A 21,389-nucleotide genomic window follows, 5' to 3' on the forward strand; every position below is an offset into this window, starting at 1 on the left:
CCCAAAATGGCCCGCATCACCCTTCGCCAGCTTCTCGACCATGCCGCCGAGCACGGCTATGGCGTTCCGGCATTCAACATCAACAACATGGAACAGGGCCTTGCCATCATGGAGGCGGCCAGGGCCTGCGACGCACCGGTCATCATCCAGGCCTCGCGCGGCGCCCGCTCCTATGCCAACGACATCATGCTGGCCAAGATGATGGAGGCGTTGACCGAAATGCATCCGGCCATTCCGCTCTGCATCCATCAGGACCACGGCAACAACGAAGCCACCTGCCTTTCGGCGATCCGCCACGGCTTCACCTCGGTGATGATGGACGGCTCGTTGATGGCGGACGCCAAGACGCCGGCGAGCTACGACTACAACGTCGCCATCACCGAACGTGTCGCACGCATGGCGCATTGGGTCGGCGCTTCCGTCGAAGGCGAGCTCGGCGTGCTCGGCTCGCTGGAAACCGGCCAGGGCGAGGCCGAGGACGGGCATGGCGCCGAAGGCGCGCTTTCCCACGACCAGCTTTTGACCGATCCCGATCAGGCGGTCGACTTCGTCACCGCCACCCGGGTCGACGCGCTGGCGATCGCCTGCGGCACTTCGCACGGCGCCTACAAATTCAGCCGCAAGCCCGACGGCGGCATCCTCGCCATGCAGGTGATCGAGGCGATCCACGAAAAGCTGCCCAACACGCATCTGGTCATGCATGGCTCTTCCTCGGTACCGCAGGAACTGCAGGACGTCATCAACCGATATGGCGGCGAGATGCCCCAGACCTTTGGCGTTCCGGTCGAGGAGATCGAGCGCGGCATCCGTTACGGCGTGCGCAAGGTCAACATCGACACCGATTGCCGCATGGCCATGGCCGGGCAGTTCCGCCGCGTCGCGACGGAAGACCCGCGCGAATTCGATCCGCGCAAATTCCTGAAACCCGCCATGGATGCCCTGCGCGACCTGTGCCGCGATCGCTTCGAGCGCTTCGGCACCGCCGGCAACGCCTCGAAGATCAAAGTCATCGCCATGGACGAGATGGCCAAACGTTACGCCGCGGGAAAGCTCGACCCGCAAATCGCAACCGCGAAAGCCGCCTGAGCGGCAAACAGGAGACCTGTCATGAACAAGATCGACATGCCGTCAGCTGGCACGCTCAAGGAAGGCAAGGAACGCTACAAGTCGGGCGTCATCCCCTACAAGAAGATGGGCTACTGGGAGCCGGACTACCGGCCCAAGGAAACCGACCTGATCGCCATGTTTCGGATCACGCCGCAGCCCGGCGTCGACCACGAGGAGGCGGCCGCCGCCATCGCCGGTGAATCCTCCACCGCGACATGGACGGTGGTGTGGACCGACAGGCTGACCGCCTGCGAGCTCTACCGCGCCAAGGCGTTCAAATCCGAGCCGGTGCCGAACACCGGTCCCGGCACCAAGACCGAGCAGCAGTACTTCGCCTACATCGCCTACGACCTCGACCTGTTCGAGCCGGGCTCGATCGCCAACCTGACTGCATCGATCATCGGCAACGTGTTCGGCTTCAAGGCAGTCAAGGCCTTGCGGCTCGAGGACATGCGCATCCCGGTGGCTTACCTCAAAACCTTCCAGGGGCCGGCGACCGGCATCGTGGTGGAACGCGAGCGGCTCGACAAGTTCGGCCGGCCGCTGCTCGGCGCGACGACCAAGCCGAAGCTTGGCCTGTCAGGCCGCAACTATGGCCGCGTCGTCTACGAGGCGCTGAAGGGTGGCCTCGACTTCGTCAAGGACGACGAGAACATCAACTCGCAGCCCTTCATGCACTGGCGCGACCGCTTCCTCTACTGCATGGAGGCCGTGAACAAGGCGTCGGCCGCCACCGGCGAGGTCAAGGGCCATTATCTCAACGTCACCGCCGGCACGATGGAGGAGATGTACGAGCGCGCCGAATTCGCAAAACAGCTTGGCTCCTGCATCGTCATGATCGACCTGGTCATCGGCTACACGGCGATCCAGTCGATGGCCAAATGGGCACGCCGCAACGACATGATCCTGCACCTGCACCGCGCCGGCAACTCGACCTATTCGCGCCAGAAGAACCACGGCATGAATTTTCGCGTCATCTGCAAATGGATGCGGATGGCCGGCGTCGATCACATCCATGCCGGCACGGTGGTCGGCAAGCTGGAAGGCGACCCGCTGATGATCAAGGGTTTCTATGACACGCTTCGCGAGGAGCGCACGCCGCAGAACCTCGAAACCGGGCTGTTCTTCGACCAGGACTGGGCCTCGCTCAACAAGGTGATGCCCGTCGCCTCGGGCGGCATCCATGCCGGCCAGATGCACCAGCTGATCCATTATCTCGGCGAGGACGTCGTCCTGCAGTTCGGCGGCGGCACGATCGGCCATCCGGACGGCATCCAGGCCGGCGCAACGGCCAATCGCGTCGCGTTGGAAGCGATGATCCTCGCCCGCAACGAGGGCCGCGACTATCTGCGCGAAGGCACCAAAATCCTCGAACAGGCGGCCAGATGGTGCACGCCGCTGAAGGCGGCCCTGGAGACCTGGAAGGACGTCACATTCAACTACGAATCGACCGACACGGCCGACTTCGTGCCAACCGCAACGCCCAGCTTCTAGACGAAAGGAACCGTCGCCATGATGACCAATCCGGGAAACAAGGTCACGCAGGGACAGTTTTCGTTCCTGCCCGACCTGACCGATGAGCAGATTTCGGCGCAGATCAAATACGCGCTGAAAAACCACTGGGCGGTCAGCGTCGAGTACACGGACGATCCGCATCCGCGAAACACCTATTGGGAGATGTACGGCAACCCGATGTTCGACCTGAAGGACCCGGCGGGCATCCTGCTTGAAGTCAACAATTGCCGGAAAGCCATGCCCAACATGTATGTCCGGGTCACCGCCTTCGATTCGAGCAAGGGCTGGGAAGCGCCGCGCATGTCGTTCATCGTCAACCGGCCGCCCAACGAACCCGGGTTCCGGCTGCTGCGCCAGGAGCGCGATGGCCGCAGCCAGGGCTATTCGATCGTGCCTTATGCGACCGACAGGCCCGAAGGCGAGCGGAGCTAGCCGAAACCATGCTGGACGCGATAGCAAAGGGCACTGCCGCGCCGGACGAATCGGTCGATCTGCAGGCCGAGTTCGAGGCGTCCAACATCGATGAGGTGCTGGGCAAGCTCGACCGCGAACTCGTTGGCCTGAAGCCCATCAAGACCCGCATCCGCGAGATCGCGGCGCTGCTCCTGGTCGACCGGCTTCGCCGCAAGTTCGGCCTGACCTCGGGCGCGCCGACCCTGCACATGAACTTCACCGGAAACCCCGGCACCGGAAAGACCACCGTGGCGCTCAGGATGGCCGAAATCCTGCATCGTCTCGGCTATGTCCGCGAGGGCCACATGGTCGCAGTGACGCGAGACGATCTCGTCGGCCAGTATGTCGGCCACACCGCGCCCAAAACCCGCGAAGTGATCAAGCGCGCCATGGGTGGGGTGCTTTTCATCGACGAGGCCTACTATCTCTACAAGCCCGAGAACGAACGTGACTACGGCCAGGAATCGATCGAGATCCTGCTGCAATGCATGGAAAACAACCGTGACGACCTGGTTGTGATTCTTGCCGGTTACAAGGACAAGATGGACCGCTTCTTCAACAGCAATCCCGGCATGCGCTCGCGCATCGCCCACCACCTCGACTTTCCCGACTACGGCGTCGGCGAGCTCAAATCGATCGCCGAGATCATGCTGGCGGAACAGAATTACCGTCTCAGCGAGGCGGCGGCCAAGGCGCTCGAAGAGTATCTGCCGATCCGCATGCGGCTGCCGCATTTCTCCAACGCTCGCTCGGTCCGCAATGGGCTCGACCGGGCGCGGCTTCGCCAGGCCAACCGGCTTTTCACGTCGCGAGACCGGGTGTTGACGAAGACCGACCTTATCACCATTGAGGAATCCGATATTCGCGGCAGCCGCGTTTTCGCAGAAGGCAAGCTCGAAGGCGAACCGGAGACGAAGGCGCGCTGACAAGACGCCGGTTTGGCGTGCAGCGATCGAACGCAAGACAGAATGGGAGCCGACCATGGGTACCAAGACAATCATCGCCCCTTCGGTGCTTTCTGCGGATTTCTCGCGGCTTGGCGACGAGGTCGAAGCAGTCGTCCGGGCGGGCGCCGACTGGATCCATCTCGACGTGATGGACGGCCATTTCGTGCCCAACATCACCTTCGGTCCACCGGTGATCAAGGCGATTCGTGACCGAACCGACAAGGTCTTCGACTGCCATCTGATGATCTCGCCGGCCGACGCCTATCTCGCCGCCTTCGCCGATGCCGGCTGCGACATCATCACCGTGCACGCCGAGGCCGGGCCGCATCTCGACCGTTCGCTGCAGGCGATCAGGAATCTCGGCAAGAAGGCCGGCGTGTCGCTGAACCCGTCGACGCCGGAAAGCGTCATCGAATATGTGCTCGACCGGCTCGATCTGGTGCTTCTGATGACGGTCAATCCGGGTTTCGGCGGCCAGGCTTTCATTCCGGCGGTCGTCGACAAGGTCAGGCGGGTCAAGGCGCTGATCGGCAATCGCCCGATCGACATCGAGATCGACGGCGGCGCCACCCCCGAGACCGCCCCGCTGGTCACCGCGGCCGGCGCCAATGTGCTGGTCGCCGGCTCGGCTATCTTCAAGGGCGGCAGCGAGGCGGCCTATCGCGCCAATATCGGCGCCATCAGGTTGGCAGCCGACGGCGCGATCCGGAAAGCCGCGTAAACCATTTCATCGGAGGACGACATGGGGGCAATCCCACCTGTCTGCGATTTCGGCTGGCCAGCCAGCGATGCCGTCTTGCCCGGTGTCGACGGCAAATCGCATTCGATCTTCAGCCACGCCGGCCCGAACGGGCTGGTGGTGGCCTTCATCTGCAACCACTGCCCTTACGTGAAGGCGGTGATTTCCCGCATCGTCCGCGATGCCAACGACCTCAAGTCCGAAGGCATCGGCTTTGTCGCGATCAACGCCAACGATGCCGACGCCTATCCGGATGATTCCTTCGACAACATGAAGCTCTTCGCCAAGGCGAACGGCTTCACTTTCCCCTACCTCCACGACGAGCGCCAGACGGTGGCGCGTGCCTATGGAGCCGTTTGCACTCCGGATTTCTTCGGGCTCAACAGCGAATTGACGTTGCAATATCGCGGCCGGCTGGACGCGGCGCGGCGCGACGCGGGACCGCCCGGACTGAGACGCGACCTGTTCGAGGCGATGAGACAGATCGCCCGAACCGGCGACGGACCGCTGGACCAGATCGCTTCGATCGGCTGCTCGATCAAGTGGAAGGACGCCGCATGAACGTCGGCATGAGTAGGCCGTTTCGATCGCCGAAGGCGATCCTGTTCGATCTCGACGGCACGCTGGTCGATTCGGCGCCCGATATAACCGCCGCGGTCAACGAATTGCTGGCTGGTCGCGATCTGCCGCCGCTGCACCTGGAACAGGTCAAGGCGATGATCGGCGGCGGCGTCAGGAAACTGGTCGAGCGAGCCTTCGCGGCATCCGGCGCGCCGCTCCTCGGCAGCGCCCTCGACGAGGCCAACCGTGCCATGGCGCCGATCTACCGCAGACATCTAACCGGCCTGACGACGCTGATGCCCGGCGTCAGGGAGGTTCTCACCCACTTCCATTTGAGCGGAATAGCCATGGGCGTGGTGACCAACAAGCCGCAGCTGGCGGCTCGCGAAATCCTGCTGCATTTCGGGCTGACGGACCATCTCGGCGCGATCGTCGGCGGAGACGCCGTGACTTGCCTGAAACCGGCGCCCGACGCTCTGCTGCTGGCGCTCGACCAGCTTCAGGTCGAGCCTCGTGACGCGCTGATGGTCGGAGACAGCGGCGCGGACGTGGCCGCCGCCCGCGCCGCCGGTATGCCCGCTATCCTGCTGCGTGGCGGCTACACCCAAATTGCCGTTGAAGCGCTTGGCGCCGACCTGGTTTGCGACGGCCTGCTCGATCTGCCTTCCGCCATGCGCAGGCTGCAAGACGCCGCGTGACCGGCGCCACCAGTGCGGGCGCGCCGGCCGAGCGCAGTTTGCGAACGGCCGGCGAAGTTATTTCCTGCGGAAAAACCGGGTTATTTCCTGCGGAAAAACCGGGTTATTTGGAGTATTGCTTCAGATAGGCGATGACGTTGGCAAGATCCTCGTCCTTCTTGAGGCCGGGAAACGCCATCTTCGTACCCTTGATCATGCCCTTCGGGTCGCGAAGATAATTCGTCAGCGTGGCTTCGTCCCATTTGACGCCGGATTTACCCGCCTCGGCCATCGGTTTGGAATATTTGAACCCCGGATGCGTGCCGGCCGTCCGGCCGATAACGCCGCTCAACGACGGACCGATCTTGTTCTTGTCCTCGTCGACGACGTGGCAGGCCTTGCATTTGGCGAAGACCTTCTCACCCGCCGCGGCATCCTGTGCCTGCGATTGGTTCGTAATAAACGTCGCAACGGACACGACGGCGAAAAATGCGACTGCACGCATGGCATTTCCTCATTGATCGTCAAGGTGCCCTGGACGATTTGCGCATGCCTTTGTCTGATCATCGGCATGCATCGTTTTGTGCAGAGCGACAACGTCTCCCTTGTGGAGTTGCAGCGCCTGCACCCTGGAAGCTACCCGGCAGATGAGCGATGTCAACCACTACCCGAGTTCAAGGCAGTCGCTTCAGGTTTGCGCTGCCTTCCAGCGTTGATGGTTGGCGAAAGCCGAAGCGACATCCAATCTCCCCCCTTGCGGGGGAGATGTCCGGCAGGACAGAGGGGGGTGGGAAGGATCGCCAACTTTCGGCTCTATCCATCCCAACCGGAATCAGCCTGAGGGCGTGGCTGTAATTGGTCGACAGGTCGGAGGGACAGCACCCCCCTCTGCCCTGCCGGGCATCTCCCCCGCAAGGGGGGAGATCGGCAGCTTCACCGACGGCGCGATTGACGGCCATCGGGCGAACGCGTAGCCTCAAACCATTCCGGTTTTCCATGGGCACCTCGGGACTCCGGCAGTTGGCGATTTTGTCCAGGCTCGCGGATCGGGCCGGAACTCGCCAAAGCGGGCGTCTTCAAGCGCGCAAGAGGTGCTGAATGGATATGGTCGACCTCATATTGACGGTTTGCCTGATTGCCAATCCGGGCAATTGCCGAGACGAACATCTCTATTTCGAGAGCCGCGGCTCTCTGTTCCAATGCATGATGCTGGCGCCCACCGAAATCGCGAAATGGTCGCAGGAACACCCGACCCTCAAGGTCAAGCGCTGGAAATGCGCTTTGCCGAACAAAGACCGTGCGATCTGATCGGCGCCCCGGCCCGTTACGGCCCCGGGAGGAGACATCACCATGATTTCGCGTCGAGGAACGCTCCGGCTGGCGGCTCTTGGAACAGCCGCGGCACTTGTCCCAAAGCCCTCCTTCGCCACGAACAGGATTCGCATCGGTGTGCTGAAATTCGGCACCGTGAGCTGGGCGCTTGACACGCTGAAGCACCACAAGTTCGACACAGCCAACGGCATCGATCTGGAGGTCGTCGATTTCGCCGGCGAGGATGCAACCAACATCGCCATGCTGGCCGGCGCGATCGACATGATCGTCTCCGACTGGCTGTGGGTCTCGCGCCAGCGCTCCGAAGGCGTCGACCTCACATTGGTCCCCTATTCGACCGCCGTCGGGGCGATCATGGTGAAGGAGGGAGCGCCGATCCGCACGATCTCCGATCTCAGGGAAAAAAAGCTCGGCGTCGCCGGCGGACCGCTCGACAAAAGCTGGCTGCTGATCCAGGCGCTGGCCAGACGCGATCACGGCCTCGACCTGGCGGCAACCAGCGACATCGTCTTTGGCGCGCCGCCGCTGATTTCGGAAAAGGCGATGCAGGACGAGCTCGATGCGGTGCTCAATTTCTGGCATTTTTGCGCCCGCCTCGAGGCCAACGGCTTTCGTCGCCTGATCGGCGCCGATGCTGCGGCGAAAGCGCTCGGTGCCTCGGGCGCCGTATCGGCGCTCGGCTATGTCTTTCATGACAAATGGGCGAACGAACATCCGGACGCTATCAGGGGCTTCATCAAGGCTTCGGCGCAGTCCAAGGACTTGCTGGCCCGATCCGACGATGAGTGGCTGCGCCTTGCGCCTGATATCCGCGCGCAAGGCGAGGAACTGGCAAAACTGCGTGACCGCTATCGCGAGGGCATTCCCAGACGCCCCGTCGCCGAGGATGCGGCCGATGCAGGAAAACTCTATCGCGTGCTGGCCGAGATCGGCGGCGAAAAGCTGGTCGGCCGCGCCCCCGAAATGGCGCCCGGCACGTTCTGGCAGGTAGCCAAGCAATGAGCGCACCTGACACCGGCGATCGCCCGCCTGGCGCTGCGGCCGGCATGGCCAGCCAATCCGGCCTGGCAGCGGCGCTGACACCGGTGCTGACGGTCGCGGCCTCTCTGCTCGGGCTTTGCCTGCTGTGGGGTCTTGCGGCACATGCCTGGCCGAGCCGTGCCTTTCCAGGGCCGGGACTGGTCTGGCAGGTGCTGCTCGCAGAGGCGGCGAACGGCGATCTTTTCTACCATCTCGGCGCGACGCTCGGCCGGGTTGCCGCGGCCTATGTCGTCGCGATGGTTGTTGGCTCGGTCATCGGCGTTCTCCTCGGCAGCCACCGCAGCGCAGACCGGTTCTTCGCTCCCTGGGTGGTCCTGTTCCTCAACATTCCCGCACTGGTCGTCATCGTGCTTGCCTACATCTGGTTCGGCCTCAACGAAGCGGCGGCGATTGGCGCGGTTGCCGTCAACAAGATCCCGAATGTCGTGGTGACGATGCGCGAGGGCGCCAGGGCGCTTGATCCGAGTTACGCCGAAATGGCCGCCGTCTACCGCTTTGGTTTCCTCGACCGCGCCCGCCATGTCCTGCTGCCGCAACTGCAGCCCTATCTTGCCGCCGCCTCACGATCCGGCATCGCCCTCATCTGGAAGATCGTCCTGGTGGTCGAACTGCTCGGCCGCTCCAACGGCGTCGGCTTCCAGATCTATCTTTATTTCCAGCTCTTCGACGTCGCCGCCATTCTTGCCTACACCCTGGCTTTCGTGGCGGTGATGCTTGTCATCGAACTCTTTCTGGTGCAGCCCGTTGAACGACATGCAACCCGTTGGCGGCGTCGTCCCGCTTAGGGTCGACATCGCCGAAAAGATCTTTAGGTCCGCGCAAGGCGTCTCGATCAAGGCGCTCCAGGACCTTTCCTTCGAGGTCCGGCAAGGCGAATTCGCCTGCTTGCTAGGGCCGTCCGGCTGCGGCAAGACCACGACGCTGCGCATCCTGCTTGGGTTGGACAAGGACTTTTCCGGCTCGTTCCAGCTGCCTGAAGGCGGCTCCGACCGGATCGCCGCCGTGTTCCAGGAGCCGGTCTTGCTGCCGTGGCGGACGGTGGAGCAGAATGTCAGGCTGGCGCTGCCGAAAAGCCTGAGGACGAAAAATCTCGACGGGCTGTTCGACACGCTCGGCCTCGCCGGCATGCGCTCGCTCTATCCGGCCGAGCTTTCGCTCGGCCTTGCACGCAGGGCAGCGCTTGCCAGGGCCTTCGCCACCGAACCGGCGGTGCTGTTCCTGGACGAACCCTTTGCCTCACTCGACGAACGGACCGCCGAGCGGCTTCGGCACCTGCTTTTGACCGTGTGGTCGGCGCGGCCCACGACCGCCCTAATGGTAACCCACAATCTGCGCGAGGCCCTGATGCTGTCGGACCGCATCATCGTGCTCGCGCAGCGGCCGGCGCATGTGCTCGGCATGTTCGACGTAAGGCTGCCGCGGCACTATCGCAATCCACAGGTGATGAGCGACCTTTTGCGGTCGTTCCAGCAAAAATTTCCGGGCGTGGCCTGATCGCCTTGCAGTTCGGAATCGGGAGGAAGCCATGCCTATCGACAGGATACGACGCAAGCTTGTGAACGGCTTCGCCTGCACCGCGGTCAGCGCCGCGATGCTGCCCTGTTGCCTCGGGCGGGCCGCTCTCGCCGCAGCCCACGGCCTTGAATTCAAGCTCAGGAAAGTCGCCGACGGCGTCTTCGCGTTCCAGGGCGTCGATGAATTGATGAGCGCCGCCAACCAGGGCGCGATCTCCAACCTCGGCGTCGTCGTCGGCGCCGACGCCGTCGCCGTCATCGACAGCGGCGGCAGCCTGATCGAGGCGAACGCCCTCATCGCCGCGATCGGCAAGATAAGCGCCAGGCCGGTCCGCTACCTGATCAACACCCACATGCACCCCGACCATGTCTTCGGCAACGCGGCGTTCCGGCAGATCGGCGCCACCATCGTCGGCCACCACAATCTGCCGCGAGCCCTCGAGGCACGCGGCGCGTTCTACCTGCAGAGCTTTCGCGAACAGATCGGCGACGCGCTCATCAAAGGGATCGAGATCATACCGCCGACCATGCTGGTCGACGACCGCCTGCAGCTCGACCTTGGCGGACGCGTGCTCGAATTGCAGGCATGGAAGGCGGCTCACACCGACAACGACCTGACCGTCTTCGATAGCGCGACCCGCACGCTGTTTGCCGGCGATCTGGTTTTCATCGGTTCCTTGCCGACGCTCGACGGATCGCTGCTCGGCTGGCTCCGCCAGATGGATGGGCTCGCCGCGATTGGCGCCGCGCGCGTCGTGCCGGGTCATGGCCCGGTGCCGGCCGACTGGCCGGCGGCGCTGACGGGAGAGCGGCGCTATTTCGAAATTCTGGCGCGCGATATTCGCAAGGCGATCGCCGACGGGACGCCGCTCCGCGACGCCGTCAAGACCGCCGGCGCAAGCGAACGGAGCAATTGGCATCTGTTCGACGACTACAACGAGCGCAATGCAACAGCCGCCTTTGCCGAACTCGAATGGGAATAGGTCACAGCGACGAACGCTGGACGTGGCGGATCGATTTGCCAAACGCATCGTCAAGGGTCTATCCTCGACATCGGCCTGGGCACCACCTCTCTGACATTGGTGGAGGCATCGAAATGCAGAACCACGCTTACCGGAGCCGGCAGCTCGGCTTGCCGCTCGCAGCCATCTTCGCCGCGATCATCCTGGCCATCGGCGCGCTCTTTGGCGCCTCCGGCGCCGCCAACGCCCAGCAGACAACCGCCTCTTCGGACAGGATCTGGCAGGATATGAAAGGCGACGTGTTCGGCGATCGGGCAATTCTGGTCGATAGCGGCGTCGTCAGGATCGAGGCGCCGAAGCGGGCGCAGGATGCCGCCATCGTGCCCGTCGACATCTATATCGACCCGGCCAAGGCGCCCGCCGGCATCAAATCCGTCACCTTGATCATCGACGTCAATCCAGCGCCGGTAGCGGCGACGTTCGAGATCGGCAAGGACGCCGGTGTGACACATCTGTCGACGCGCGTGCGCGTCGACGACTATTCCTATCTGCGTGCCATAGCAGAGACGCAGGGCGGCGAGCTTCACATGGCCCAGACCTTCGTCAAGGCGTCAGGCGGATGCTCCGCCCCGGCGCTCAAGAACCAGGACGAGGCGATAGCGACGATGGGGCAGATGAAGCTGCGCCAATTCCCGCCGCAAGAGACGATGACAAAGGCGCAGGAATTGCAGCTGATGATCCGCCACCCGAACAATTCGGGCCTGCAGCGCAACCCCTTGACCCAGTATTTCATCCCCGCGCATTTCGTTCAGAAACTGTCGGTCTCGCAGGCAGACCGGCTGATCCTGTCGATGGAAGGGGGGATATCGATTTCGGAAGATCCCAATTTCCGGTTCGATTTCACCGCGCACGGCACTGGCCAAATCCAGGTCGAAGCGATCGATACGGACGGCAAGGTATTTCGCAATCAATGGCCGCTGGAGGCTACGGGGCTTTGAAGCCTCGAAACCGTATGCAGCCGCCGTCGGCGGTCTTACACAGCGTCTAAAAGCAGCGCACGTCGGCTTCCGCCTGCGCGCGCTTCAGTCCCGTGCTTGCGGCTTTTGCCGGCGCGCTTTCGCGGAACAGTCCCGAACGCTCCCCTGTCGTCAGGGACATGCTCTTGAAGGTCTCGGCCCTTTCATAGTCCTCGAAGGGAAGGATCGAGGCGATGACGTCGATCGAGCAGGAACAGCTCTCCAGCGCCCGACGTGTCTGGCCATTCGTCTGCATGCAGCCGAGCACATAGTCGACAACCGTCACCGTCGGATAATCTGAGGCGGCGCCGGCCGGATTGGCGAAGGCCAGGGCCGACGTGAGCAACAGCGGCAAGCTCGAAAAGCCGACATATCTGATCATGGGGAACCTCCGATTGGCCCGGAACGTGACAGATCGAGCCCAATGGATCGAGACGGATCACCGCACCAGTTGGCCTCCTGTCGCCACGCCCGTCAAGTTCTCATGCAGGCCATATAGTACCAAAGGACAGGGCCGTCCCGGCCGGCAAAAGGCCTCCCCGACAGCACGAACATCGGCTCCGAATCCTGGTGCTGAGCTTGATTTCAGGTCTCCTCCACTATCGGCACCCGAAGCTACGCGCGCATACTTAAAATCATACGATCCAGCGAATATTCCCAAATAAAAATCAATACATTTTGCCCAAAAAATACGTAAAATTTAGCCACTTATATAAATCGCGCTTCATCCACAGTCGATCAATAGCTTTCAGTCCGGATTTTTTCATATCTATTTCTCTATATTGCAGTGCAACATAGATGGAAGTGATTTTTCTTGCCTTCCTTCTGGGGATGACATAGCTTCATCCTGTTTCCGGCTTCAAGGGCGTCACCGTCAATTAGGGAGCGGCGACAGTCTTTCGTAGGCCAGGTGGGATGGGCAGTAACGGTGCCCTCTGCTCATTCGGCTTAGGTCGTGACACGCTGCCGGAAATACTTCCCCCACATGAATCGCTTGGGCAAGCCCTGGTGGGCTCAACGGACGATTCGTCATTGTGCACCCTGGGAGGACTTTGATGCGTGTATTAGCGAAAACTGCCTACCTACTAACGACCGCGGCGCTCATGTCGTTCGGCGCGGTCCACATGACGTCGGCCAATGAAGAACTGATGAAAATGGCCGAGAACCCCAAGGACTGGGTGATGCAGACGGGTGACTACGCCAACACCCGCTTTTCCAAGCTCAACCAGATCACCAAGGACAATGTGAAGAACCTGCAGGTCAAGTGGACCTTCTCCACTGGCGTGCTGCGCGGCCATGAAGGCGGGCCGCTGGTCATCGGCGATGTGATGTATGTCCACGCGCCGTTCCCGAACACCGTCTATGCTCTCGACCTCAAGAATGACGGAAAGATCCTCTGGAAATACGAGCCCAAGCAAGACCCGAATGTTATTGGCATCATGTGCTGCGACACGGTTAACCGTGGCGTCGCCTATGGTGACGGCAAGATCATCCTCAACCAGGCCGACACCACCGTCGTGGCGCTCGATGCCAAGTCCGGAAAAGTCGTCTGGACGGTCAAGAACGGCGACCAGATCGACGGCGGAAAGGGCGAATCCGGCACGTCGGCGCCTGTGGTCGTCAAGGACAAGGTTATCGTCGGCATCTCTGGCGCCGAATATGGTGTTCGCGGCCACCTCTCGGCCTACAATCTTTCGGATGGCAAGCTTGCCTGGCGGGCCTATTCGACGGGACCCGATGCAGAAACCCTGATCGATTCCGAAAAGACCACCCATCTCGGCAAACCAGTCGGCGCGGACTCGGGCACGAACACCTGGGAAGGCGAGCAGTGGAAGACCGGTGGCGGCACGACTTGGGGATGGTACGCCTATGATCCCAAGCTTAACCTGATCTACTATGGTACCGGCAATCCATCGACCTGGAACCCGGTCCAGAGGCCAGGCGACAATCGCTGGTCGATGACGATCATGGCTCGCGATGCGGATACCGGGATGGCCAAGTGGCTCTACCAGATGACCCCGCATGACGAATGGGATTATGACGGCGTCAACGAGATGATCCTTGTCGACGGCATGGACATCAAGGGCGCCAAGCGCGATGTGCTGGTGCACTTCGACCGCAATGGCTTTGCCTACACCATGGATCGCGCCAATGGCGAGCTTCTCGTCGCCAAGAAATACGATCCGGCAGTGAACTGGGCGACGGAAGTCAACATGGACCCCAGCAGCGACCAGTACGGCCGCCCGCAGGTGGTCGCCAAATATTCGACCCAGCAGAACGGCGAAGACACCAACTCGACGGGCATCTGCCCGGCCGCGCTTGGAACCAAGGACCAGCAACCGGCGACCTATTCGCCGAAGACCGGTCTGTTCTACGTGCCGACAAACCATGTCTGCATGGACTATGAGCCCTACAAGGTGAGCTACACCGCCGGTCAGCCTTACGTGGGCGCCACCGTGTCGATGTATCCTCCCGCTGGAGCCGACCACATGGGCAACTTCATTGCCTGGGATGCTGCCAAGGGCGAGATCGTCTGGTCCAAGCCCGAGAAGTTCTCGGTCTGGTCGGGCGCGCTGGCGACCGACGGTGACGTCGTCTTCTACGGCACGCTCGAGGGCTACATCAAGGCAGTCGATCATGACGGCAATGAACTCTACAAGTTCAAGACCCCGTCCGGCATCATCGGCAACATCACGGCCTATGAGCATGGCGGCAAGCAATACATTGCCGTTCTGTCCGGCGTCGGCGGATGGGCCGGTATCGGTCTGGCAGGCGGACTGCTTTCGCCCGAAAACGCCGCTGCCTGGCATGGCGCCGTCGATCAGGGCCGTGCGCAAGGCGACGAGGCTGCGGTCGTTGGGACTGCTGGTCTGGGCGCGGTCGGTGGCTACGCAGCACTTGCCGACTACACGACGCTGGGCGGCCAGCTCACCGTCTTCGGTCTCCCGGACTGAGACACGGGAACCATAGGCACGCCTCGGTTTTTTGAGAAGACCAAGGCTTGAAAAGCGAGAGCCCGGATCACCGGGAAGCCAGGACCGGGCTCTCAATTTCGCCGCGCACCCACATCGATCCATGCCGCTTCACGACAGCAATACCGTGTGCAGGCGAAATCAAGAAATCAAGGAAGTAGCTGAATGTCCGTTCGCATTGTAATTTCCGCTCTCGCCCTGGCGCTGCCTCTGGCAAGTTCAAGCCTCGCGCATGCCCAGGACAGCGCTGAAAAAGCCAAGGCCGTGACGGAAGAAGGCGGCAAGCATTTCGACGCGGAGGGAAATCCGACCTTCAAGATCGAAAACGGAGCCGTCGACTGGTACACGTTCAGCGGTTACCGCCGGTATCACTCCGATTGCCATGTCTGTCACGGACCGGACGGCACCGGTTCGAGCTATGCGCCGGCCTTGCTCAACAGCCTGAAAACAATGGATTACGCCACTTTCATCTCGATCGTCGCCGAGGGCCGCAAGAATGTCGGCGGCGGCAAGGAAAATGTCATGCCTGCCTTTGGCGACAACAAGAACGTCTATTGCTACATGGATGATCTCTACGTCTATCTGCGTGCCCGCGCCGACGGTGCGGCGCCGCGCGGCAGGCCGCCGAAGAAAGCAGACAAGCCACAGGCAGCGAAGGATGCCGAAGCATCCTGCATGGGTGGATGATATGATTGGCCGTGACGCGTTGAAGCTGTGTTTTGTCCTGCCGATGCTCGGCGCACTCGCCTTGCTGCCTGCGAACGCCCAGGCGCAGGACGCCGGCCTTGGTGCCGCGGGCGAACTGGTCGACCCGGACATTCTGCGCGTCTGCGCCGATCCTTCGAACATGCCGTTCACCGACGAGAGCGGCGAAGGCTTCGAAAACCGGCTGGCCGACCTGGTTGCCGCGAAAACCGGCCGAAAGTCCGTCGCCTATACATGGTTTCCTCTTGTCGCCGGCTTCGTGCGCAACACGCTGGCGGCCAACCGATGCGACATCATCATGGGCTATGCCCAGGGCGATGAACTGGTGCAGAACACCAACGCCTACTATCGCTCGTCCTATGTGCTGGTGCACCCGAAGGGCAACGGCATGGAAGGCGTCGAGACCATCGAGGATCCGAAACTCACCGGCAAAAGGATCGGCGTCGTCGAAAGCACACCGCCGACTGCCAACATGGCCGCCAACAAGCTCATGCGAACGGCCAAGATCTATCCGCTGGCGGTGGATACCCGCCTCACCCCTTCGATGGGGGAAGTCATGATCAAGGACATGCTCGCCGGCAAGATCGATGCGGCGGTCATGTGGGGACCGATGGCAGGCTACTATGCCAAGCAACTCGGCGCCGATCTCACGATCGTTCCGCTGGTGAAGGAGAAAACCGGCTCGCGCATGTCATACCGCATCACCATGGGCGTGCGTCCATCCGACCAGGAATGGAAGCGGACGCTCAACCGGGTGATCAGGGAAAACCAGGCGGAGATCACCAGGATCCTGCTGGACTACGATGTGCCGCTGATCGACGAACACGATAACCCGATCACGCAATGACGAGAAACGCATGAAGGGAAAGGAGACGATTTTGCTGGTTGCAGCGGGCCTTCTCGGTCTGACCGAACCGATGTTGGCTGGCGATATCGCCGAGCCCGGTGGCTACCGGATGGACGACTATCGGGCGCCGGTGCCGCAGACGCTGCAGGGCGCGAAGGTCGTGACGACGGCGGAGGCGGAGGCGCTGTGGCGGGAGAAGAAGGCCGTGTTCTTCGACGTCATGCCGAACACGCCGAAGCCGGCCAATTTGCCGGCGGGAACGATTTGGAGAGCCAAGATCAGAAAGGACATCCCAGGCAGCACCTGGCTGGCCAATGTCGGTTACGGTGCTATTTCCGAGGAGACCGCCAACTATTTTCGCCAAGGCCTCGCGGCCGAAGCCGGTCGCGACAAGTCGCGTGCCATTCTGTTCTATTGCATGACGAATTGCTGGATGTCGTGGAATGCCGCGAAACGGGCCATCGAATGGGGCTACAGTTCGGTGATCTGGTATCCGCCCGGCGCCGATGGATGGGAACGTGCCAACCTTCCGCTGGAGGAAAGGAAGCCTTATGTGATTAGCAATTGAGGATGAGCATTGTTATTTTCTTGTTTTTCGACTTTTCAGGACCTGCCGTTTCATTTGTCCATTTTGAGAGCTGATGGACGAGCCATTGCAATGGTGCCCAGCAATGGTTGACTGAGAAAAGGATCGGCCCCTTCGGGCTGGTAGAAGAGGAGATATGCCATGAAGAAGAGCTGGACAAAACCGACCATGTGCCAAGTTGCTGCGGGCTTCGAGATTTCGCGGTATCTGCCTGCTGAAATTACTCCCAAGAAGTAGGCCGCAGAGGTGCGTGTCCCCGGCAACGGGGACACGCACTGCCATTTCGCGCGAGGTCTTCGTGAAAGGCTTTGATGCGTTCAATGCGGGCGCGAAGCCATTCGCGGTCGAAAATTTGCTGTTGGTTGAACAAGCCGCAGAGCGGGCATTGCAATGCGCTTGAAGATCATCGGCTCGGCGGCAGGCGGCGGCTTCCCGCAGTGGAATTGCAACTATCGCCTGAGCCGCGCGGCTCGCACCGGGATGGCTGGCGTGCATTCGCGAACCCAATCAAGCATCGCCGCCTCAGTGGATGGGGCCGGCTGGGTTCTCTTCAACGCCTCGCCCGATATTCGCCAGCAGATTGCGCAAACGCCTGAATTGCAGCCGGCGCAGGATGCGCCGTTGCGTTCGACGCCCATCCGCGCGGTGGTGCTGACCAATGCCGATGTCGATCATGTCGCCGGCCTACTCAGCCTGCGTGAGCGGCAGCCCTTCGCCATCTACGCAACGACACAGGTGCTGGCGACGCTGGAGGCGAATTCGATCTTCAATGTCGTCGATCCGGCGCTCGTGCCGCGACGCACCTTGCCGCCGGCGGAAGAACTGGCGATTTGGGACGCAGACGGCCACGACACCGGCGTGACTGTCGAGAGTTTTCCCGTGCCCGGCAAGATAGCCCTCTATCTCGAGGAAAGAAGCCGGCCGGAAGCCAATTTCAGTTCCGACGCCGGCGACACGATCGGCGTCCGCATCGGCGGTGCCGGCAGTCGCGGCTCCGTCTTCTATATCCCGGGTTGCGCGCGCATCGATGCGGCCCTGCGCAAGCGCCTGGCCGATGCCGCCTGCGTCCTGTTCGATGGCACGGTCTACACCGACGACGAGATGATCGCCGCCGGCGTCGGCCAAAAGACCGGTGCGCGCATGGGGCATCTGGCCATGTCGGGAGACGATGGGTCGATCGCCGGCCTTGCCGCGTTGAGGATCGGCCGCCGTGTCTTCGTCCACATCAACAACACCAATCCCGTTCTCGACGAGAATTCCGCCGAACACGCAGCGGTCAAAGCGGCTGGCTGGGAAGTCGCCCGCGACGGCATGGAGATGGAATTTTGAGCGATTTCCACGACGCGGCCAGGAACGGCTTGTCCTCCAGCGAGCTCGATGCCGTGCTGCGGCAGGTCGGCGCCGAGCGCTATCACAACCGCCATCCTTTCCATCACAGGATGACCAGCGGTGCGCTGTCGAGGACCGAGATGCAGGCCTGGGCGCTGAACCGCTATTGCTACCAGGCCGTCATCCCGCGCAAGGACGCCATGATCCTCGCACATGCGCAGGATCCGGCGTTTCGCGCCGCCTGGCGCAAACGCATCGAGGACCATGATGGCGAGGACGGCTGGAGCGGCGGCATCGCGCGCTGGCTGCATCTGGCGACCTCGCTCGGCCTCGATGCCGATGACGTGAAGAGCGAAAGGCTGGCGCTGCCGGCGACACGTTTCGCGGTCGGCGCCTACCTCGCCTTTTGCACGAACCGGACGCTGTTCGAGGCGGTCGCATCGTCGCTGACCGAGATGTTCTCGCCGCTCATCATCGGCGAACGGGTTCCAGCGATGCTGGCCAAATACGATTACATCACCGAGGATACGCTGGCCTATTTCAGCCGACGGCCCGAACAGGCCTCACGCGACGCCGACTTCGCCCTCGCCTACGTGCTCGGCCATGCCGACACGGCGGAACGCCAGCAGCAGGCGATCGATGCGCTGGTGTTCAAATGCGATATACTGTGGGTCATGCTCGACGCGCTTCAACACGCCTATGGCGAGCCCGGAAACATCCCGCCCGGCGTCTTCCGTCCGGAGCCAGCCCAATGATGGCGCTGCGCGAAAGAGCTTTGGTGTCGTCGCGATCGGTGCCGTCGCTGCCGAAGCACGTGCGCATACAGTACGATCCCGTGCGGCAGGCGTTCGCCGTGCTCTCGCCGGAAAAGGTGTTTTGGCCGAACGACATTAGCCTCGATATATTGCGCCGCTGCGATGGACGGTCCACGGTCGGCCACATCATCGCCGAGCTTGCCGCGGATTATGACGCCGAACAGGAGGCGGTGGCGGCCGACGTCGTCGCCTTCCTGCAAGAATGGTCGGACAAGCTGCTGGTAAAACTATGAGCGAGCCCCATCTCCCTCCGATCGGCATGTTGGCGGAACTGACGCATCGCTGCCCGCTGCAATGCCCGTATTGCTCCAATCCGCTCGAATTGCTGAAGGCCAATCGCGAACTCGATACGCAGACCTGGCTCGATCTGTTCTCGCAGGCCGCCGATCTCGGCGTTCTCCAGGTGCATCTGTCGGGCGGCGAACCGACGCTGCGCCGCGACCTCGAGCAATTGATCGCCGGGCTTTCGGCGCGCGGCGTCTACACCAACCTGATCACCGCCGGCGTCGGCATTGCCGAAGGCCGCATCGAGGCGTTTGCCGAAGCCGGGCTCGACCATCTGCAGCTGAGCTTTCAAGGCGCACGGCCGGCGACGACCGACCGCGTCGGCAATCTCAAAGGCGGCCACGAAAAGAAGCTGGAGACGGCACGCCGCGCGCGCGCTGCCGGCCTGCCGCTTACCATCAACGCGCCGATCCATCGCCACAACATCGAGGAAGTGCCGGAATTCATTGACCTGGCGCTTTCTCTGGGCGCGGAGCGGCTCGAGATCGCCAACGTGCAGTATGCCGGCTGGGCGCTGACCAATCGCGATCAACTGATGCCCGAGCGTGCTGCGGTCGACCGTCAGGCAGAGATCGTCGCGGCGGCGCGCGAACGGCTCACCGGCATCATGAACATCGATTTCGTCACGCCGGATTATTTCGCCATCTATCCCAAGCCGTGCATGGGCGGCTGGGCGCGCGACGCCTTCATGGTGGCGCCGGACGGCACCGTGCTGCCATGCCATGCCGCACAGACCATCCCGTCGCTCAGTTTTGAGCGTTTCGGCCCGCGCAGCCTGGCCGAAATCTGGACCGATTCGCCGGCATTCAACGCCTTTCGCGGCACCGACTGGATGCTTGAGCCCTGTCGCAGCTGCGAACGGCGTGAGATCGACTGGGGCGGTTGCCGCTGCCAGGCGATGGCGATTGCCGGCGACGCCGCCGCGACGGACCCGGCTTGCGCGAAATCGCCGATCCATGCGCGCATGGCCATGCTGATCGACGAAGCCCAGCGTGCTGCGGCAGTTCCTTCGAACGACGAACAATTCGTCTATCGGCGGATTGGCGTCGTCACCGAGCCCGCCTGATCTCTTCCCCGGTCTCGCGCTCGCGCACCGCGTCGGCGAATGCCAGTGCGTCGCGATTGACGGCAATGTTGTGCACGCGAAAGATCGCAGCGCCCTTCAGCCGCAGGATGACGCTTGTTGCCGCTGTGCCGACGTCTCGCCCCTCGTCACTTCCGCCGACCAGGTGACGGGCAAGGCGCTTGCGTGACGTGCCGACGAGCAATGGAAAACCGAGCGCGCGCAATTCACCGAAGCGAGCCATGAGCTCGAGGTTTTCCTCGCCGTCCTTGGCGAAAGCGAAGCCGGGATCGAGCACGATCCGCTCGTCCGGGATGCCGGCGTCGCGCGCGATCTCCAGCGATCTGTTCAGGAACAGGAACTGGTCGGCGATCACATCCGCCAGTTTTTCGCGGCCGCGCCCGGTGTGCATGATGACGAGGCCGGCGCCGGTTTCCGCCGCAACCTGGGCGATGTCGGGTTCGCGCTGCAGGCCATGCACGTCGTTGACGATATGCGCGCCCGCGGCGACCGCCAGCCGCGCCGTCTCGGCCCTGTAGGTGTCGACCGAAACCAGGCTGCCGCCGTCGGACGACAGCGCCTCGATGACCGGCAGGATGCGCGCTTGTTCCTCGCGCGCCGAAACGGCGCCGGCGCCGGGCCGGGTGGATTCGCCGCCGACATCGATGATCGCCGCGCCCTCGCCGATCATGCGCCGCGCCTGCTGCAGCGCCCGCTCCGGCCGGTCGAATTCTCCGCCGTCGGAAAAACTGTCCGGCGTGACGTTCAAAATCCCCATCAGCAACGATCGCGCGTTAAGATCGAGATGCCGTCCATGAGCAAGCTGCCAGCGCCTCATGCGTCAACCTTTTTTCATCTCATTTTCATATCAGATGCAATTCGCGACAAGATTGTCACTCACACGAACCCGGTTTCCCCATCTA

25 protein-coding genes are annotated in these 21,389 nt (G+C 62.4%); 21 read left to right on the top strand and 4 right to left on the bottom strand.

All coding sequences use genetic code 11. From position 1 onward, the window contains the following. The first annotated feature begins 6 nt into the window (after positions 1-6). Genes fba through gph form a run of 7 tightly spaced genes read left to right on the top strand, consistent with a single transcriptional unit; the run spans position 7 to position 6,020 of the window. A complete protein-coding gene (fba, locus tag AC0L18_RS04605) occupies positions 7-1,086 on the top strand; it encodes a class II fructose-bisphosphate aldolase (protein WP_287225677.1) in 1,080 nt (359 codons plus the stop codon). A gap of 21 nt (positions 1,087-1,107) precedes the next feature. Beyond that, positions 1,108-2,601 (top strand): ribulose-bisphosphate carboxylase large subunit, encoded by a 1,494-nt coding sequence (locus AC0L18_RS04610; RefSeq protein ID WP_095496323.1) that lies wholly within the window; start codon positions 1,108-1,110, stop codon positions 2,599-2,601. Between the two features lie 18 nt (positions 2,602-2,619). Then, the gene (locus AC0L18_RS04615; RefSeq protein ID WP_023797690.1) at positions 2,620-3,054 is read left to right on the top strand and encodes a ribulose bisphosphate carboxylase small subunit; all 435 of its coding nucleotides are present in this window, start codon (positions 2,620-2,622) and stop codon (positions 3,052-3,054) included. Positions 3,055-3,062: 8 nt separating this feature from the next. Continuing rightward, positions 3,063-4,001 (top strand): CbbX protein, encoded by a 939-nt coding sequence (cbbX, locus tag AC0L18_RS04620; protein WP_027151306.1) that lies wholly within the window; start codon positions 3,063-3,065, stop codon positions 3,999-4,001. 55 nt (positions 4,002-4,056) lie between these two features. After that, positions 4,057-4,743: a ribulose-phosphate 3-epimerase gene (rpe, locus tag AC0L18_RS04625; protein ID WP_473490809.1), complete on the top strand. Its 687-nt coding sequence runs from the start codon at positions 4,057-4,059 to the stop codon at positions 4,741-4,743. A gap of 21 nt (positions 4,744-4,764) precedes the next feature. Next, positions 4,765-5,322: a thioredoxin family protein gene (locus AC0L18_RS04630; RefSeq protein WP_473490810.1), complete on the top strand. Its 558-nt coding sequence runs from the start codon at positions 4,765-4,767 to the stop codon at positions 5,320-5,322. Next, complete coding sequence (gene gph, locus AC0L18_RS04635; protein WP_473490811.1) at positions 5,319-6,020, top strand: phosphoglycolate phosphatase; 702 nt, start codon at positions 5,319-5,321, stop codon at positions 6,018-6,020. Before AC0L18_RS04630 ends, gph begins: the two co-directional genes overlap by 4 nt. 103 nt (positions 6,021-6,123) lie before the next feature. Here the strand turns inward: gph and AC0L18_RS04640 are convergent, their stop codons facing one another. Continuing rightward, a complete protein-coding gene (locus AC0L18_RS04640; RefSeq protein WP_027151302.1) occupies positions 6,124-6,504 on the bottom strand; it encodes a c-type cytochrome in 381 nt (126 codons plus the stop codon). Positions 6,505-7,097: 593 nt separating this feature from the next. On the opposite strand from AC0L18_RS04640, the gene AC0L18_RS04645 reads away from it, so the two are divergent. From AC0L18_RS04645 to AC0L18_RS04670, 6 genes are all read left to right on the top strand, one after another. Beyond that, positions 7,098-7,307: a hypothetical protein gene (locus tag AC0L18_RS04645; RefSeq protein ID WP_023797684.1), complete on the top strand. Its 210-nt coding sequence runs from the start codon at positions 7,098-7,100 to the stop codon at positions 7,305-7,307. Positions 7,308-7,349: 42 nt separating this feature from the next. After that, a complete protein-coding gene (locus AC0L18_RS04650) occupies positions 7,350-8,333 on the top strand; it encodes an ABC transporter substrate-binding protein (protein WP_473490812.1) in 984 nt (327 codons plus the stop codon). Positions 8,334-8,377: 44 nt separating this feature from the next. Then, positions 8,378-9,157 carry an ABC transporter permease gene (locus tag AC0L18_RS04655; RefSeq protein WP_473490929.1) on the top strand — a complete coding sequence of 260 codons (780 nt, stop codon included), beginning with the start codon at positions 8,378-8,380 and terminating at the stop codon, positions 9,155-9,157. Then, entirely contained in the window at positions 9,126-9,866 is a 741-nt protein-coding gene (locus tag AC0L18_RS04660; RefSeq protein WP_473490930.1) for an ABC transporter ATP-binding protein, read from the top strand. The genes AC0L18_RS04655 and AC0L18_RS04660 overlap by 32 nt, the downstream gene beginning before the upstream one ends. Positions 9,867-9,897: 31 nt before the next feature. Beyond that, entirely contained in the window at positions 9,898-10,869 is a 972-nt protein-coding gene (locus AC0L18_RS04665) for a quinoprotein relay system zinc metallohydrolase 2 (RefSeq protein ID WP_473490813.1), read from the top strand. A gap of 113 nt (positions 10,870-10,982) precedes the next feature. Beyond that, entirely contained in the window at positions 10,983-11,846 is an 864-nt protein-coding gene (locus AC0L18_RS04670) for a quinoprotein dehydrogenase-associated SoxYZ-like carrier (RefSeq protein ID WP_473490814.1), read from the top strand. A gap of 46 nt (positions 11,847-11,892) precedes the next feature. On the opposite strand, the gene AC0L18_RS04675 is transcribed toward AC0L18_RS04670, so the two are convergent. Next, positions 11,893-12,246: a hypothetical protein gene (locus tag AC0L18_RS04675; protein ID WP_023797678.1), complete on the bottom strand. Its 354-nt coding sequence runs from the start codon at positions 12,244-12,246 to the stop codon at positions 11,893-11,895. Between the two features lie 673 nt (positions 12,247-12,919). On the opposite strand from AC0L18_RS04675, the gene AC0L18_RS04680 reads away from it, so the two are divergent. The 4 genes from AC0L18_RS04680 (at position 12,920) to AC0L18_RS04695 (ending at position 16,956) form a co-directional block, all read left to right on the top strand. After that, positions 12,920-14,818 carry a methanol/ethanol family PQQ-dependent dehydrogenase gene (locus AC0L18_RS04680; protein WP_353682180.1) on the top strand — a complete coding sequence of 633 codons (1,899 nt, stop codon included), beginning with the start codon at positions 12,920-12,922 and terminating at the stop codon, positions 14,816-14,818. A gap of 183 nt (positions 14,819-15,001) precedes the next feature. Then, a complete protein-coding gene (locus AC0L18_RS04685) occupies positions 15,002-15,523 on the top strand; it encodes a c-type cytochrome, methanol metabolism-related (protein ID WP_023797676.1) in 522 nt (173 codons plus the stop codon). A 1-nt stretch (position 15,524) separates the two neighbouring features. Beyond that, on the top strand, positions 15,525-16,388 hold the full coding sequence (locus AC0L18_RS04690) for a quinoprotein dehydrogenase-associated putative ABC transporter substrate-binding protein (protein WP_051407715.1): 864 nt from the start codon (positions 15,525-15,527) through the stop codon (positions 16,386-16,388). 10 nt (positions 16,389-16,398) lie between these two features. Next, positions 16,399-16,956, top strand: coding sequence for a PQQ-dependent catabolism-associated CXXCW motif protein (locus AC0L18_RS04695; protein WP_473490815.1), 558 nt, complete (start codon positions 16,399-16,401; stop codon positions 16,954-16,956). 50 nt (positions 16,957-17,006) lie between these two features. Here the strand turns inward: AC0L18_RS04695 and AC0L18_RS04700 are convergent, their stop codons facing one another. Next, positions 17,007-17,144, bottom strand: coding sequence for a hypothetical protein (locus AC0L18_RS04700; RefSeq protein ID WP_023797673.1), 138 nt, complete (start codon positions 17,142-17,144; stop codon positions 17,007-17,009). Positions 17,145-17,364: 220 nt separating this feature from the next. Here AC0L18_RS04700 and pqqB point away from each other — a divergent pair, with 220 nt between their 5' ends. The 4 genes from pqqB to pqqE are packed head-to-tail and all read left to right on the top strand — an operon-like array spanning position 17,365 to position 20,469. Further along, positions 17,365-18,303, top strand: coding sequence for a pyrroloquinoline quinone biosynthesis protein PqqB (pqqB, locus tag AC0L18_RS04705; RefSeq protein WP_473490816.1), 939 nt, complete (start codon positions 17,365-17,367; stop codon positions 18,301-18,303). Beyond that, positions 18,300-19,058 carry a pyrroloquinoline-quinone synthase PqqC gene (gene pqqC, locus AC0L18_RS04710; protein ID WP_473490817.1) on the top strand — a complete coding sequence of 253 codons (759 nt, stop codon included), beginning with the start codon at positions 18,300-18,302 and terminating at the stop codon, positions 19,056-19,058. The genes pqqB and pqqC overlap by 4 nt, the downstream gene beginning before the upstream one ends. Next, the gene (pqqD, locus tag AC0L18_RS04715; protein ID WP_023797669.1) at positions 19,055-19,351 is read left to right on the top strand and encodes a pyrroloquinoline quinone biosynthesis peptide chaperone PqqD; all 297 of its coding nucleotides are present in this window, start codon (positions 19,055-19,057) and stop codon (positions 19,349-19,351) included. The genes pqqC and pqqD overlap by 4 nt, the downstream gene beginning before the upstream one ends. Beyond that, complete coding sequence (gene pqqE, locus AC0L18_RS04720; protein WP_473490818.1) at positions 19,348-20,469, top strand: pyrroloquinoline quinone biosynthesis protein PqqE; 1,122 nt, start codon at positions 19,348-19,350, stop codon at positions 20,467-20,469. Before pqqD ends, pqqE begins: the two co-directional genes overlap by 4 nt. Here the strand turns inward: pqqE and folP are convergent. Further along, positions 20,453-21,244 (bottom strand): dihydropteroate synthase, encoded by a 792-nt coding sequence (gene folP / locus AC0L18_RS04725; protein ID WP_473490819.1) that lies wholly within the window; start codon positions 21,242-21,244, stop codon positions 20,453-20,455. The genes pqqE and folP overlap by 17 nt on opposite strands. Positions 21,245-21,389 lie beyond the last annotated feature (145 nt).

The sequence above is a fragment of the Mesorhizobium sp. WSM4819 genome, from assembly GCF_055811215.1.

Bases quoted from the DNA above. Each gene is read 5' to 3' on its own strand.
- AC0L18_RS04680 (WP_353682180.1), top strand. From the start codon at position 12,920: ATGCGTGTATTAGCGAAAACTGCCTACCTACTAACGACCGCGGCGCTC.
- AC0L18_RS04610 (WP_095496323.1), top strand. From the start codon at position 1,108: ATGAACAAGATCGACATGCCGTCAGCTGGCACGCTCAAGGAAGGCAAG.
- AC0L18_RS04615 (WP_023797690.1), top strand. From the start codon at position 2,620: ATGATGACCAATCCGGGAAACAAGGTCACGCAGGGACAGTTTTCGTTC.
- AC0L18_RS04675 (WP_023797678.1), bottom strand. From the start codon at position 12,246: ATGATCAGATATGTCGGCTTTTCGAGCTTGCCGCTGTTGCTCACGTCG.
- AC0L18_RS04650 (WP_473490812.1), top strand. From the start codon at position 7,350: ATGATTTCGCGTCGAGGAACGCTCCGGCTGGCGGCTCTTGGAACAGCC.
- fba (WP_287225677.1), top strand. From the start codon at position 7: ATGGCCCGCATCACCCTTCGCCAGCTTCTCGACCATGCCGCCGAGCAC.
- AC0L18_RS04645 (WP_023797684.1), top strand. From the start codon at position 7,098: ATGGATATGGTCGACCTCATATTGACGGTTTGCCTGATTGCCAATCCG.
- cbbX (WP_027151306.1), top strand. From the start codon at position 3,063: ATGCTGGACGCGATAGCAAAGGGCACTGCCGCGCCGGACGAATCGGTC.
- AC0L18_RS04685 (WP_023797676.1), top strand. From the start codon at position 15,002: ATGTCCGTTCGCATTGTAATTTCCGCTCTCGCCCTGGCGCTGCCTCTG.
- pqqE (WP_473490818.1), top strand. From the start codon at position 19,348: ATGAGCGAGCCCCATCTCCCTCCGATCGGCATGTTGGCGGAACTGACG.
- pqqB (WP_473490816.1), top strand. From the start codon at position 17,365: ATGCGCTTGAAGATCATCGGCTCGGCGGCAGGCGGCGGCTTCCCGCAG.
- AC0L18_RS04630 (WP_473490810.1), top strand. From the start codon at position 4,765: ATGGGGGCAATCCCACCTGTCTGCGATTTCGGCTGGCCAGCCAGCGAT.
- AC0L18_RS04655 (WP_473490929.1), top strand. From the start codon at position 8,378: ATGGCCAGCCAATCCGGCCTGGCAGCGGCGCTGACACCGGTGCTGACG.
- AC0L18_RS04700 (WP_023797673.1), bottom strand. From the start codon at position 17,144: ATGGTCGGTTTTGTCCAGCTCTTCTTCATGGCATATCTCCTCTTCTAC.
- AC0L18_RS04665 (WP_473490813.1), top strand. From the start codon at position 9,898: ATGCCTATCGACAGGATACGACGCAAGCTTGTGAACGGCTTCGCCTGC.
- AC0L18_RS04670 (WP_473490814.1), top strand. From the start codon at position 10,983: ATGCAGAACCACGCTTACCGGAGCCGGCAGCTCGGCTTGCCGCTCGCA.
- folP (WP_473490819.1), bottom strand. From the start codon at position 21,244: ATGGGGATTTTGAACGTCACGCCGGACAGTTTTTCCGACGGCGGAGAA.
- gph (WP_473490811.1), top strand. From the start codon at position 5,319: ATGAACGTCGGCATGAGTAGGCCGTTTCGATCGCCGAAGGCGATCCTG.
- AC0L18_RS04660 (WP_473490930.1), top strand. From the start codon at position 9,126: ATGCAACCCGTTGGCGGCGTCGTCCCGCTTAGGGTCGACATCGCCGAA.
- AC0L18_RS04690 (WP_051407715.1), top strand. From the start codon at position 15,525: ATGATTGGCCGTGACGCGTTGAAGCTGTGTTTTGTCCTGCCGATGCTC.
- pqqD (WP_023797669.1), top strand. From the start codon at position 19,055: ATGATGGCGCTGCGCGAAAGAGCTTTGGTGTCGTCGCGATCGGTGCCG.
- AC0L18_RS04695 (WP_473490815.1), top strand. From the start codon at position 16,399: ATGAAGGGAAAGGAGACGATTTTGCTGGTTGCAGCGGGCCTTCTCGGT.
- AC0L18_RS04640 (WP_027151302.1), bottom strand. From the start codon at position 6,504: ATGCGTGCAGTCGCATTTTTCGCCGTCGTGTCCGTTGCGACGTTTATT.
- rpe (WP_473490809.1), top strand. From the start codon at position 4,057: ATGGGTACCAAGACAATCATCGCCCCTTCGGTGCTTTCTGCGGATTTC.